General features: G+C 68.2%; 13 protein-coding genes and 2 pseudogenes. 11 read left to right on the top strand and 4 right to left on the bottom strand.

Features of this window, described 5'->3' with window-relative positions; all coding sequences use genetic code 11:
- On the bottom strand, positions 1-227 hold a 227-nt coding region (locus tag ACFWPJ_RS00400), incomplete at its 3' end, for a hypothetical protein (protein ID WP_378845495.1).
- Here ACFWPJ_RS00400 and ACFWPJ_RS00395 point away from each other — a divergent pair.
- Positions 171-932 (top strand): adenylate/guanylate cyclase domain-containing protein, encoded by a 762-nt coding sequence (locus ACFWPJ_RS00395; protein ID WP_378845491.1) that lies wholly within the window; start codon positions 171-173, stop codon positions 930-932. The two genes, ACFWPJ_RS00400 and ACFWPJ_RS00395, sit on opposite strands and share 57 nt — an antisense overlap.
- Positions 933-938: 6 nt before the next feature.
- On the opposite strand, the gene ACFWPJ_RS00390 is transcribed toward ACFWPJ_RS00395, so the two are convergent.
- Positions 939-1,253, bottom strand: coding sequence for a hypothetical protein (locus ACFWPJ_RS00390; protein WP_378845490.1), 315 nt, complete (start codon positions 1,251-1,253; stop codon positions 939-941).
- 105 nt (positions 1,254-1,358) lie between these two features.
- Positions 1,359-1,502, bottom strand: a complete 144-nt coding sequence (locus tag ACFWPJ_RS00385) for a hypothetical protein (RefSeq protein ID WP_378845488.1) — start codon at positions 1,500-1,502, stop codon at positions 1,359-1,361.
- Positions 1,503-1,587: 85 nt separating this feature from the next.
- Here ACFWPJ_RS00385 and ACFWPJ_RS00380 point away from each other — a divergent pair, with 85 nt between their 5' ends.
- The 10 genes and pseudogenes from ACFWPJ_RS00380 (at position 1,588) to ACFWPJ_RS00335 (ending at position 12,228) form a co-directional block, all read left to right on the top strand.
- Positions 1,588-3,303, top strand: coding sequence for an acyclic terpene utilization AtuA family protein (locus ACFWPJ_RS00380; protein WP_378845486.1), 1,716 nt, complete (start codon positions 1,588-1,590; stop codon positions 3,301-3,303).
- Positions 3,300-4,451 (top strand): acyl-CoA dehydrogenase family protein, encoded by a 1,152-nt coding sequence (locus ACFWPJ_RS00375; protein ID WP_378845484.1) that lies wholly within the window; start codon positions 3,300-3,302, stop codon positions 4,449-4,451. The genes ACFWPJ_RS00380 and ACFWPJ_RS00375 overlap by 4 nt, the downstream gene beginning before the upstream one ends.
- Positions 4,448-6,046 carry an acyl-CoA carboxylase subunit beta gene (locus ACFWPJ_RS00370; RefSeq protein ID WP_378845482.1) on the top strand — a complete coding sequence of 533 codons (1,599 nt, stop codon included), beginning with the start codon at positions 4,448-4,450 and terminating at the stop codon, positions 6,044-6,046. The genes ACFWPJ_RS00375 and ACFWPJ_RS00370 overlap by 4 nt, the downstream gene beginning before the upstream one ends.
- Before the next feature lie 8 nt (positions 6,047-6,054).
- On the top strand, positions 6,055-8,055 hold the full coding sequence (locus tag ACFWPJ_RS00365) for a biotin carboxylase N-terminal domain-containing protein (RefSeq protein WP_378845481.1): 2,001 nt from the start codon (positions 6,055-6,057) through the stop codon (positions 8,053-8,055).
- A pseudogene (locus ACFWPJ_RS00360) lies at positions 8,052-9,206 on the top strand (acyl-CoA dehydrogenase family protein); the annotation flags it as partial. The gene ACFWPJ_RS00365 and the pseudogene ACFWPJ_RS00360, both read left to right, overlap by 4 nt.
- Positions 9,207-9,282: 76 nt before the next feature.
- Positions 9,283-10,065, top strand: a complete 783-nt coding sequence (locus tag ACFWPJ_RS00355; RefSeq protein WP_378845479.1) for an enoyl-CoA hydratase family protein — start codon at positions 9,283-9,285, stop codon at positions 10,063-10,065.
- 4 nt (positions 10,066-10,069) lie between these two features.
- Entirely contained in the window at positions 10,070-10,678 is a 609-nt protein-coding gene (locus ACFWPJ_RS00350; RefSeq protein ID WP_378845477.1) for a TetR/AcrR family transcriptional regulator, read from the top strand.
- Between the two features lie 75 nt (positions 10,679-10,753).
- Positions 10,754-10,960, top strand: a complete 207-nt coding sequence (locus ACFWPJ_RS00345) for a DUF2191 domain-containing protein (RefSeq protein ID WP_378845476.1) — start codon at positions 10,754-10,756, stop codon at positions 10,958-10,960.
- Positions 10,894-11,382: a PIN domain-containing protein gene (locus ACFWPJ_RS00340; RefSeq protein WP_378845475.1), complete on the top strand. Its 489-nt coding sequence runs from the start codon at positions 10,894-10,896 to the stop codon at positions 11,380-11,382. Before ACFWPJ_RS00345 ends, ACFWPJ_RS00340 begins: the two co-directional genes overlap by 67 nt.
- A 66-nt stretch (positions 11,383-11,448) precedes the next feature.
- On the top strand, positions 11,449-12,228 hold the full coding sequence (locus ACFWPJ_RS00335; protein WP_378845474.1) for an SDR family oxidoreductase: 780 nt from the start codon (positions 11,449-11,451) through the stop codon (positions 12,226-12,228).
- A 98-nt stretch (positions 12,229-12,326) separates the two neighbouring features.
- Here the strand turns inward: ACFWPJ_RS00335 and ACFWPJ_RS00330 are convergent.
- Positions 12,327-12,527: pseudogene (locus tag ACFWPJ_RS00330) on the bottom strand (hypothetical protein); the annotation flags it as partial.
- Positions 12,528-12,639: the final 112 nt, after the last annotated feature.

Raw genomic sequence — 12,639 nt, 5'->3', positions numbered from 1 at the left:
CCATTTTTTATTGAGAGGGCCACCACCGATATATACACATATATATTCGTCGGCAGCGTAATTTGTGTATAAGAGACAGCACCGGATGTGGGCAGTCCGATGCGTCGCAGGCGGGAGCCGACGACGCCGGGGCGCGATCCGGTCGGCGGCGCGCCCAGATCTCGTCGAAATTGCAGGCGGCCAACCGTCGCGCCGACGTGATCGGCGCGGTGCGCAAGGCTCGCCATCAGCTCCCCGGTGACCCGGCGTTCGGCGATCCGCTGTCGGTGTCGGGCCCCGGTGGCGCCCGCGCGGTGGCCAGGGCGGCGGACAGGTTCGTCGGCGGCAGCCCGAGCGTGGGCCGGGAGATCGGGTTCGGCGCGCTGCAGGTCTGGCAGGCCGCGCTGGAGCGGATCGGCCGCGGCCGTGGCACCGAGGAGGTGACCATCGTGTTCACCGACCTGGTGGCGTTCTCGAGCTGGTCGCTCGCCTCGGGCGACGAGCGCACCCTGGAACTGCTGCGCAAGGTGGCCAAGGCCATCGAGCCGCCGATCGCCGAGCGTGGCGGTCAGGTGGTAAAGCGGATGGGCGACGGCCTGATGGCGGTCTTCTCGTCCCCCGACCGCGCGGTCCGGGCCGCGATCGCCGCGCGCCGCAATCTGGCCGAGGTGGAGATCGACGGCTACAAGCCCCGCATGCGCGTCGGCCTGCACACCGGCTCCCCGCGTGAGATCGGCGGCGACTGGCTCGGCGTCGACGTCAATATCGCCGCGCGGATGATGGAAGCGGGCGGCAACGGCAACATGATGCTCTCCAGCACCACCCTGGCCGCCCTGCGCCCGGAAACCCTCGCCGAACTGGGCGCCACCGTCAAGCCCTACAAACGCAATTTCTGGGCCGCCCCGCTCAACGGCGTCCCCGAGGACGTCCGGATCTTCAAACTCAGTGTCTAGCGGTCCTCAGCCGCGCTGCTGTTCGCGCTGGTAGGCGCGCCAGGCCTGCTGGGTGGGGGTGGGCCTGGTGGTCAGCGCGGTCCAGTTGGTCGACTTCACGAAGTTGATCGCGAGCAGCACCGGCAGGATGAACGCCTGGAAGAAGATCAGGTAGCTGCCGCCCTCGAACACGAACGCCAGGTAGCCCGCGTAGGAGAGGTACCCGATGCCGAACACGGTGTTGAGTACCCGGGCGAACTCGCTCTGCCCGTTCCCGATGTTGGCCATCGCGAGCATCGCGATGCCGCTGAACGCGAGCAGGCCGACGTACCAATCGAACATGGGTGATTTCCCCCGTAGTGAGAACGGCCGCAGTGGCCGGACGACAAGACTTCCGGAAGCTAACCGCGGGACGCTTGCCTCCCCCTTGGGAAAACCTTGGCGCGGCTACTCCAGCCAGAGCGCCCCGCCGACCGCGGCCAGAACGGCGGCGGCGATCAGCGCGATCGACATCGCGCGGTTGTTCTTCCAGGTCGTGTAGGCGCCGCCGAGCAGGAATCCGGCCAGGGCGAAGAGGAGGACCGATGACATAGGTTCCATCTTGCCTGGTCGATTGCTTGCAATTAACAAGCACGCATGCTTGCTTTTTTTCTGAACCGGTGTGATCCTGGGATTCATGAGTGCACTCTCGGCGGACCCGGACCTGATCCGGATCGGCAACTGTTCCGGCTTCTACGGCGACCGGCTCAGCGCGATGCGCGAGATGCTGGAGGGCGGGCAGCTCGACGTGCTGACCGGCGACTACCTCGCCGAGCTCACCATGCTGATCCTGGGCCGCGACCGGATGAAGGATCCCAGCCTCGGCTACGCCAAGACGTTCGTGAAGCAGATCGAGGACTGTCTGGCCCTCGCGCTGGAGCGCAACGTCCAGATCGTCACCAACGCGGGCGGCCTGAACCCGGCCGGGCTGGCCGAGCGGCTCCGCAAGGTCGCCGCCGACCTCGGTCTGGACGCCAAGATCGCGCACGTCGAGGGTGACGACCTGGTCGCCCGCGCCGGCGAGCTCGGTCTCGGCCAGCCGCTCACCGCCAACGCCTACCTCGGCGCGTGGGGCATCGTCGAATGCCTGAACTCCGGCGCCGACATCGTCGTCACCGGCCGGGTCACCGACGCCTCGGTGATCGTCGGCCCCGCCGCGGCCCACTTCGGCTGGGGCCGAACCGATTACGACGCCCTGGCCGGCGCCGTCGTCGCGGGTCACGTGATCGAGTGCAGCACCCAGGCCACCGGCGGCAACTTCGCCTTCTTCACCGAACTCGGTGACATCGGCCGCCCCGGCTTCCCGATCGCCGAGATCCGCCGCGACGGGTCGAGCGTCATCACCAAGCACGACGGCACCGGCGGCGCGGTCACCGTCGACACCGTCGAAGCCCAGCTCATGTACGAGATCCAGAGCGCGCGCTACGCGGGCCCGGACGTCACCACCCGCCTGGACAGCATCACCCTGAGCCAGGAGGGCAAGGACCGGGTGCTGATCAGCGGTGTCACCGGTGAGGCGCCGCCGCCACAGCTCAAGGTCTCGCTCAACACTCTCGGCGGCTTCCGCAACGAGATGGAGTTCATCCTCACCGGCCTGGAGATCGAGGCCAAAGCCGCACTGGCGCAACGACAGCTGGAAGCCTGGCTGCCCGCCAAGCCCGCCGAGCTGTCCTGGACGCTGGCCCGGCTGGACCGTCCCGACGCCGACACCGAGGAGCAGGCCAGCGCACTGCTGCGCTGTGTGGTGCGCGATCCCGATCCGAACAAGGTCGGCCGCCAATTCTCCAATGTCGCCGTGGAATTGGCGCTGGCGAGCTACCCGGGCGCGACCTTCACCACGCTGCCGGGCAACGGCTCGCCGTACGGCGTGTTCACCCCTGGCTTCGTCGACGCGCACGAAGTGCCGCACACCGCGGTCCTGGCCGACGGCACCCGTGTCGCCATCGAGCCCGCCGCTGAAACCGCTGTGCTGGAACCGGTTTCCGAGCCAGAACTGCCCGCCGACCTGCCGCCGTCGGAGACCACCCGCGTCCCGCTCGGCACCATCGCCCTGGCCCGCAGCGGCGACAAGGGCGGCGACGCCAATATCGGCGTCTGGGTTCGCACCGACGAGCAGTGGCGCTGGCTGGTGCACACGCTCACCGTCGAGAAGGTCCAGGAACTGCTGCCCGAGACGGCCGAACTGACCGTCACCCGGCACGTGCTGCCGAACCTGCGGGCCGTCAACTTCATCATTTCCGGCCTGCTCGGCAAGGGCGTCGCCTACCAGGCGCGTTTCGACCCGCAGGCCAAGGGGCTCGGCGAATGGCTGCGCTCCCGCCACATCGAGATGCCGACGGAGCTGTTCGCATGACGTCTGTTTGGGACACGCCGGAACGAAAAGAGCTGCGCGCCAGCGTGCGCGGGTTCGTCGAGCGGGAGATCCTGCCCGACCTCGACACCTGGGAACGCGAGGGGTCGCTGCCCCGCGAGCTGCACAAGAAGGCCGGTGAGCTCGGCCTGCTCGGCATCGAGTACCCGGAATCGGCCGGCGGTGAGGGTGGCAGCATCATCGACACCGTCATCGTCGGCGAGGAGATCCACCTCGCCGGCGCCTCCGGTGGTCTGTGGGCGTCGCTGTTCACCTGCGGAATCGCGTTGCCGCACATCATCGCCTCGGGCAACCAGGACCAGATCGAGCGGTGGGCCAAGCCGACCTTGCGCGGTGACCTGATCGGCTCGCTGGCCATCACCGAGCCCGGCGGCGGCTCCGATGTCGGCCACCTGACCACCACCGCGGTGCGCGACGGCGACGACTTCATCATCAACGGCGCCAAGACCTTCATCACCTCGGGGTGTCGCGCCGACTTCGTCGTCACCGCGGTGCGTACCGGTGGCGCCGGCGCGGCGGGTGTCTCGCTGATCATCGTGCCGACCGATACGCCGGGCTTCACCGTCAGCCGCAAGCTGGAGAAGATGGGCTGGCTGGCCTCCGACACCGCCGAGCTGTCCTACGTGGACGTGCGGGTGCCCGCGGCGAACCTGGTCGGCGGCGAGAACACCGGCTTCGCGCAGATCGCCAACGCCTTCGTCAGCGAGCGGGTCGGCCTCGCGGTGCAGGCGTACGCGCTGGCCCAGCGCGCCCTCGACCTCACCGTGCAGTGGTGCCGCGACCGGGAGACCTTCGGCCGCCCGCTGATCAGCCGCCAGAAGGTGCAGATGACGCTGACCGAGATGGCCCAGCGGGTCGACGTGTCGCGCACCTACACCCGGGCCCTGGTCGAACGCTTCGTCGCGGGTGATCAGAACCTGATCGCCCAGGTCTGCTTTGCCAAGAACAATGCCGTCGAGACCGCCGAATGGGTCGCCAACCAGGCGGTCCAGCTGCACGGCGGGATGGGCTACATGCGCGAGTCCGAGGTGGAGCGCATCTACCGCGATGTGCGCATCATCGGCATCGGCGGCGGCACCAACGAGATCCTGACCATGCTGGCGTCGAAAGTATTGGGGTACCAGTCGTGACGACCTTCCGTTCCATCATCGATACCGCGTCGCCGGAGTACACGGCGGCCGCCGAGGCGATGTCCGCCAAGCTCACCGAGGTCGAGGCCGAGTTCGCCAAGGCCATCGCCGGTGGCGGCCCCGAGAAGGTGGCCCGGCACCACAAGCGCGGCAAGCTCACCGCTCGTGAGCGCATCGAACTGCTGCTCGACGAGGACTCGCCGTTCCTCGAGCTGTGCCCGCTGGCGGCCTGGGGCAGCGACTTCCATGTCGGCGCGTCGACGATCGCCGGTATCGGCATCGTCGAGGGCGTCGAGTGCATGATCGTCGCGCCCGATCCGACCGTGCGCGGCGGCACGTCCAACCCGTGGACACTGCGGAAGACCCTGCGTATCAACGAGATCGTCAAGCAGAACCGTCTGCCGGTGATCTCGCTGGTCGAGTCCGGCGGCGCTGACCTGCCGACGCAGAAGGAAGTCTTCATCCCGGGTGGCGCGATGTTCCGCGACCTCACCCAGGCCTCGGCAGCCGGAATCCCCACCATCTCTTTGGTTTTCGGCAACTCGACGGCCGGTGGCGCCTACATCCCCGGTATGTCCGACTACGTGGTGATGGTCAAGGAGGGCGCGAAGGTCTTCCTGGCGGGCCCGCCGCTGGTGAAGATGGCCACCGGTGAGGACTCCGACGACGAGACCCTCGGCGGCGCCGAGATGCACGCCCGCACTTCGGGTCTGGCCGACTACATGGCCGCCGACGAGCAGGACGCGATCCGGATCGGCCGCAATATCGTGCGCAGGCTGAATTGGAAGAAGCAGGGTCCCGAGCCGCGCGCCGAGGTCATCTCGCCGCTCTACGATCCCGAGGAACTGCTCGGCATCGTGCCCTCGGATCTGAAGATCCCGTTCGACCCGCGCGAGGTCATCGCCCGCGTCGTCGACGGTTCCGATTTCGACGAGTTCAAGCCGCTCTACGGCTCGAGCCTGGTGACCGGCTGGGCCGAGATCAACGGCTTCCCGATCGGCATCCTGGCCAACGCGCGCGGCGTGCTGTTCTCCGAGGAATCGCAGAAGGCCACCCAGTTCATCCAGCTGGCGAACAAGAAGAACACGCCACTGTTGTTCCTGCACAACACCACCGGCTACATGGTCGGCAAGGAGTACGAGCACGGCGGCATCATCAAGCACGGCGCGATGATGATCAACGCGGTCGCCAACTCCACGGTGCCGCACATCTCGCTGCTGGTCGGCGCGTCCTACGGCGCCGGGCACTACGGCATGTGCGGACGCGCGTTCAACCCGCGCTTCCTGTTCGCCTGGCCGAGCGCGAAGTCCGCCGTGATGGGTGGCGCGCAGCTGGGCGGCGTGCTCACCATCGTGCAGCGCGGCGCGGCCGAGGCCAAGGGCCTGCCCTTCGACGAGGAGGCCGCCGCCGGTCTGGCCGCCATGGTCGAGGCGCAGATCGAGGCCGAGGCCATGCCGATGTTCCTGTCGGGCAGGCTCTTCGACGACGGCATCATCGACCCCCGTGACACCCGCACCGTGCTGGGGATGGCCCTGTCGGCCATTCATTCGGCACCGATCCAAGGCGCCGAGGGCTTCGGCGTCTTCCGAATGTGAGGCGCGATATGGCAATCACGAACGTTCTCGTTGCCAACCGTGGTGAGATCGCGCGCCGCGTGTTCGCCACCTGCCGTCGGATGGGTATCGGCACCACGGCTGTGTACTCCGATGCGGACGCCGCGGCTCCGCACGTGTCCGAAGCCGACGCCGCCATCCGGCTGCCCGGCAACACGCCCGCCGAGACCTATCTGCGCGGTGAGCTGATCATCGAGGCCGCGCTGGCGGCCGGTGCCGATGCCATCCACCCCGGTTACGGGTTCCTCTCGGAGAACGCCGAATTCGCGCGCTCCGTGCTCGACGCGGGCCTGGTGTGGATCGGCCCGCCGGTCGCGGCCATCGAGCAGATGGGCTCGAAGGTCGAGTCGAAGAAGATGATGGACGCCGCCGGTGTCCCCGTCCTCGCCGAGCTGGACCCGGCTGAGGTCACCGAGGCGCACCTGCCCGTGCTGATCAAGGCCTCCGCCGGTGGTGGCGGTCGCGGCATGCGCGTGGTGCGCGAGCTGAGCGAGCTTCGCGATCAGATCGCCGGCGCTCAGCGCGAGGCCGAGTCGGCTTTCGGCGATCCGACCGTGTTCTGCGAGCGCTACCTCGAGACCGGCCGCCACATCGAAGTGCAGGTCATGTCCGATACTTTCGGCAAGACCTGGGCCGTTGGCGAGCGTGAGTGCTCGATCCAGCGGCGGCACCAGAAGGTCGTCGAGGAAGCGCCGTCGCCCCTGGTCGAGAAGATCGACGGCATGCGGGATCGGCTGTTCGAGGCTGCCCGCCTTGCGGCCGAGGCGATCGGTTACGAGGGTGCGGGTACCGTCGAGTTCCTGGCCGACGAGAAGGGTGACTTCTTCTTCCTCGAGATGAATACCCGTCTGCAGGTGGAACATCCGGTCACCGAGCAGACCACCGGCCTCGACCTGGTCCGCCTGCAGTTGCAGGTGGCCTCGGGTCTGCCGCTGCCCGCCGCCCAGCCCGCCCAGCGCGGTCACTCGATCGAGGTCCGCCTCTACGCCGAGGACCCGGCCCACGATTGGCAGCCGCAGAGCGGTCCGGTGCACAAGATCGAGATCCCGTTCACCACCGGCGAATTCGCCGTGCTCGACCAGCCCGGCGTGCGCCTGGACACCGGTGTCGTCGACGATTCCGTGGTCGGCGTGCACTACGACCCGATGCTGGCCAAGGTGATCTCCTACGCCGAAACCCGTGCCGAGGCCGCGCATCTGCTCGCTACCGCGTTGCAGCGTGCCAAGATCCACGGCCTGGTGACCAACCGCGACCTGCTCGTGCGGGTGCTGCGGCACCCGGCGTTCCTGGCCGGTGACACCGACACCGCCTTCTTCGTCACCCACGACCTGGCCGCGCTGTCGGCGCCGCTGGCCTCCGATGCCGACGAAGCGCTGTCCATCGTGGCCGCGGCCCTTGCGGATTCGGCCGCCAACCACGCCGCGAGCCGCTACACCCGGCTGGCGCCGAGCGGCTGGCGCAACCTGGCCTCGCTGCCGCAGGCCAAGTCCTACGAGAGCCGCACCTCCGGCACGCACGAGGTGCGCTACCGCTACACCCGTACCGGTGTGGCGGTGGAGGGCCACGAGGGCCTGGAGCTGATCTCGGCGACGCCGGAGCGCGTCGTGCTGGCGGTGCCGGGTGAGCGTGGCCCGGTGCGCAGGCAATTCGAGATCGCCCGCTACGGCGACCTCGTCGCGGTCGATTCCCCGCTCGGCCCGGTGGCCGTGCGCAGGCTGCCGCGCTTCACCGATCCCGCCGAGCAGGTCGCGGCCGGTTCGCTGCTCGCGCCGATGCCGGGCAGCGTGATCCGCCTCGGTGCCGCCGAAGGCGATCACGTGCGGCAGGGTCAGCCCATTCTGTGGCTCGAGGCGATGAAGATGGAACACACCATCGCCGCACCGGCCACCGGCGTTCTCAGTGCACTCAATGTGACCGTCGGCCAGCAGGTCGAGGTCGGAACCGTCCTCGCCGTCGTCGAGGAACAAGAGCAGGAGCAGGAGCAGGCATGAGCTTCATCGAAACCGAAGAGCAGAAGGCGCTGCGCGCGGCGGTCGCCGCGCTGGCGGCCAAGTACAACTACCGCGACTACGTGCTGCCGCTCTCGCGCAAGAACGAGCCGCTCACCGAGCTGTGGGACGAGGCGGGCAAGCTCGGCTTCCTCGGCGTGAACCTGCCCGAGGAGTACGGCGGCGGTGGCGCGGGCATGTACGAGCTGGCGCTGGTGCAGGAGGAGCTGGCGGCGCAGGGCGCCGGGCTGCTGCTGATGGTCGTCTCCCCGGCGATCTGCGGCACCATCATCACCAAGTACGGCACCGACGCGCAGAAGCAGACCTGGCTGACCAAGCTGGCCGACGGCTCGTCGAAGATGGTCTTCGCGATCACCGAGCCCGACGCCGGCTCCAACTCGCATCAGATCACCACCACCGCCCGCCGCGACGGCGGCGACTGGATCCTCAACGGCCGCAAGATCTTCATCTCCGGCGTCGATCAGGCCGAGGCCATCCTGGTGGTCTCGCGCACCGAGGACCACAAGACCGGCAAGCTCAAGCCCGCGCTGTTCATCGTCCCGGTCGACGCTCCCGGCCTGGTGAAGAACGTCCAGGAGATGGACATCGTCGAGCCGGACAACCAGTTCACGCTGTTCTTCGACGATGTGCGCTTGCCCGCCGATGCCCTCGTCGGCTCCGAGGACGCGGCCATCGCGCAGCTGTTCGCCGGCCTGAACCCCGAGCGCATCATGGGCGCGGCCATGGCGGTCGGCCTCGGCCGCTACGCCATCGACCGGGCCGTGGAATACGCCAAGGAGCGCTCGGTCTGGAAGACGGCGATCGGTGCGCACCAGGGCATTTCGCATCCCCTGGCGCAGGTCAAGATCGAGCTGGAACTGGCCAAGCTGATGATGCAGAAGGCCGCGACGCTCTACGACACCGGTGACGAGTTCGGCGCTGCCGAGGCTGCCAATATGGCCAAGTACGCAGCCGCGGAAGCCAGCATCAAGGCGCTCGACCAGTCGATCCAGACCCACGGTGGTTCGGGCCTGACCCGCGAGGTCGGGCTCGCGGCCATGCTGCAGGCCTCGCGCATCTCGCGCATCGCACCGGTCAGTCGCGAGATGATCCTGAACTTCGTGGCCCAGCACTCACTCGGTCTACCGCGCTCTAACTTGGCCCCGAGGGTGGCCGCCCCGGTGGTGGGGCGACCACCGACCCCCCCTTCCCGGATGAACAGGAGTCCCGATGAGTGACGTGACGGAAGCACCGTTCGTCCGCTACGAAGTCGTCGACGGGTTCGCGACGCTGACGTTCGACTCGCCGCACAACCGCAATGCATTGTCGTCCAAGCTCGTTCGGGAGCTGCTTGCTGGACTGGACGCGGCGAACACCGATCCCGCCGTGCGCGGCATCGTGCTCGCGCACACCGGTGACACCTTCTGCGCCGGCGCCGACCTGAAAGAGGCCAGCACCGCCGACCCGGCGACCGCGGCCGATCAGCGCACCCGCGTGATGATCGATGTGCTGCGCGGCATCCTCGCCTCGCCCAAGCCCGTCGTCGCCCAGATCGCGGGCAATGTGCGTGCCGGTGGCATGGGCATCATCGGCGCCTGCGATCTCGTCGTCGCCGGACCCGGCAGCAGTTTCGCGCTCACCGAGGTGCGCATCGGGATGGCGCCGTTCATGATCTCGCTCACGCTGGTGCCGCGGCTGGACCAGCGCTCGGCGAGCCGCTACTTCCTCACCGGCGAGAAGTTCGACGCCGCGACCGCGCAGGAGATCGGGCTGGTCACCATCGCGGCCGCCGATGCCGCCGCCGAGGTGAAACGCCTGTGTGGCGAGCTGCGCAAGGGTTCGCCGCAGGGTCTGGCCGAGTCCAAGAAGCTGGTCAACTCGGTCCTGCTCGCGCGCTTCGACGCCGAGGCCGAGGAGCTCGCGCAGCGTTCGGCAGGCTTCTTCGGCACCCCCGAAGTGATCGAGGGCATGACCGCCTTCTTCCAGAAGCGCCCGCCCAGCTGGGCACAATAGTCCGATGGCGACACCCCACGAACCCAAGCAGGACCGCAGCCGGGCCACCCGGCAGCGGCTGCTCGAGGCGACCATCGACTGCCTGGCCGAGACCGGCTGGGCAGCCGCCACCGTGTCGGTGGTCGCCGAGCGGGCCGGGGTGTCGCGCGGTGCGGCCCAGCACCATTTCCCCACCAGCGAAGACCTGATCACCGGCGCGCTCGAGTACATGTTCGACACCAGGATGGATCAGTCGGCCGCCGAGGCCGCCGCTATCAGCGCGGTCGCCGAGGGTGTCGGACTCACCCTCGCTGTGGTGTCCGGTCTCGTCGAGTCCTACACCTCGCCGCGGTTCAAGGCGGCTCTGCAGGTGTGGACCCATGCCGCCGCCGACCCTGCTCTGCGCGAGCGGATCGTTCCGCTCGAGGCACGGTTCGGCCGGATCGCGCACCGTCGCGCGGTCGAAGCGCTGGGCGTCGACGACTCCGATCCGGTCAACCATCACCTGGTTCAGGCGACCCTCGACCTTGCCCGTGGACTTGGCCTCGCCGATGTCCTCACCGACGACTCCGCTCGTCGCAAACTGATCGTCGAGCAGTGGGCATCCACCCTCCACGCGGCCCTCAACACGTGATTTCAACCCTTGTGACCTGCGCGTTCCTGGGTATATAGTCTCCGCATGGGGGAATATATATCGAGGGAATGCGGCATGACCAAACGACTGATCGAGATCGACGACGAACTGCTCGAGTCGGCACAGGACGCGCTCGGCACCTCGGGTGTCTCCGACACAGTTCGGGCGGCGCTTCGTTCGGCGACGGTCGCGGCTGCCCGCGCACGCCACGTCGAATGGTTGATCAATGGCGGCATGGCGGAGATGGCCGACAAGGATCGGCGCAACGAAGTATGGCGGTAACGGCGCGGTACCTTGTCGATACCAGCGCGCTTGCGCGGATGCGCCACCCCGAAGTCGCCACCCAACTCACCCCGCTGATCGACGCGGGTCTGGTCGCTACCTGCGCCGCCATCGACGCGGAGGTGCTCTACAGTGCGCGAAATCCGGTCGAATACGAACAGGTCAGGGCGGACCGACGGGCACTGTTCGAGTACCTGCCCACCAACGACGAACACTGGCAGAGTGCCTTCGCCATCCAACGTGAACTCGCCCGATCGGGTCGCCATCGCGCGGTCGGCATCCACGACCTGCTCGCGTCGGTCCTGGCGATAGAACACCGCCTCGTTCTCTCCCACTACGACGCGGACTTCGAAACTGTCGCCTCGGTCGTCGACCTCAATCACCGCTGGGTAGCGCCACGAGGAAGCCTCGAAAAATCCTGATGTCACACTCCGCCGCGCTGCTTCGTCGTCTCTGTGAACGCGAAAGAAGCGACGAAGGAGCAGATCATGGGTGAGCAGAAGAAGATCGCGGTGGCGGGTGCGACCGGTCGGCTGGGCAAGCACGTCGTGGACGTGCTGACCGAGCGCGGCCACGAGGTCGTGGCGTTCTCCCGCGCGAACGGCGTCGACATCGAGACCGGCGCGGGCCTCGACGAGGCGCTGACCGGCGTGGACATCGTGATCGACGCCTCCAGCACCCCCTCGGCGGACCAGCAGGTGGCAACGGAGTTCTTCACCGCCTCCGCCCGCAACCTGCACGCCGCAGGCGAGCGGGCCGGCGTCGAACGGCTGGTCGTCGTCTCCATCATCGGCATCGACGGCTCCCTCGCCGGCTACAACGCCGCCAAGCTCGCCCACGAGCAGGAACTGCTGAAAGGCTCTGTGCCCGTCCAGATCCTGCGCGCCGCACAGTTCCACGAACTCGTCGAGGTGATGGTGCAGTGGGGCACCCAGGGCGAGGTCGCCTACCTTCCCGGGATGCGCACCCAGCTGGTCGCCGCGCGCACGGTAGCCGAAGCGCTGGTTGACCTCGCGACGAATCCGATTCCGGCCGAAGATGTTCCGTTCCCCGAGATCGCCGGCCCCCAGCCGGAGACCATGGCCGCCGCTGCCACCACCCTGCTCGCGGCCCGCGGCGACACCCTGCGGGCCATCGAGGTCTCCGACAACGCCAACCCGGACCGTGAGCAGTTCGAGAACGGCACCCTACTGCCCTCGGCCCACGCGACCCTGGCAGGCCCGACCTTCGCGGAATGGGTCGCCGCGACCGTTCCGTCCGGTCGGTGACTGCACCCTCGGCGTGAGAATCGCTGCGCCGCACGGTGACTGCTGTGATCCATCAGGCCTGTTCGGTAGGGCCGGGCCGTTCCAGAGCTTCGTGGCGACTACGACTTCGGTTGGGTCAGGTCGTAGAGCGTCACTCCGTCGATCGTCGTTGCGGTGTAGTTCGCCGTCACCCAGGCCGTGATGGCCGAGCTGGTCGATTCGCTGTTCCCGCCGGGGCCGCCTCGGCCGCCCGCCACGAAGTAGTGGATCTTGCCCTCGGCGACGTAGCGCTGGAACGTTTCGAGGGTGGGGGACGGGTCGCGGGCGGGTGAGAACACCAACACCCACACCCCACGCCACGTGGGCCCCAGGGGAAACGCCCCCCCAGTGTGTACCACCCTGGCGGGGCCCCACCCGGGGTCACCCCCCCCC

Source organism: Nocardia sp. NPDC058497 (assembly GCF_042720195.1).
Taxonomy (GTDB): domain Bacteria; phylum Actinomycetota; class Actinomycetes; order Mycobacteriales; family Mycobacteriaceae; genus Nocardia.
The sequence above is the reverse complement of the archived record's forward strand: the minus strand, read 5'-3'. Positions and strand labels throughout refer to the sequence as shown.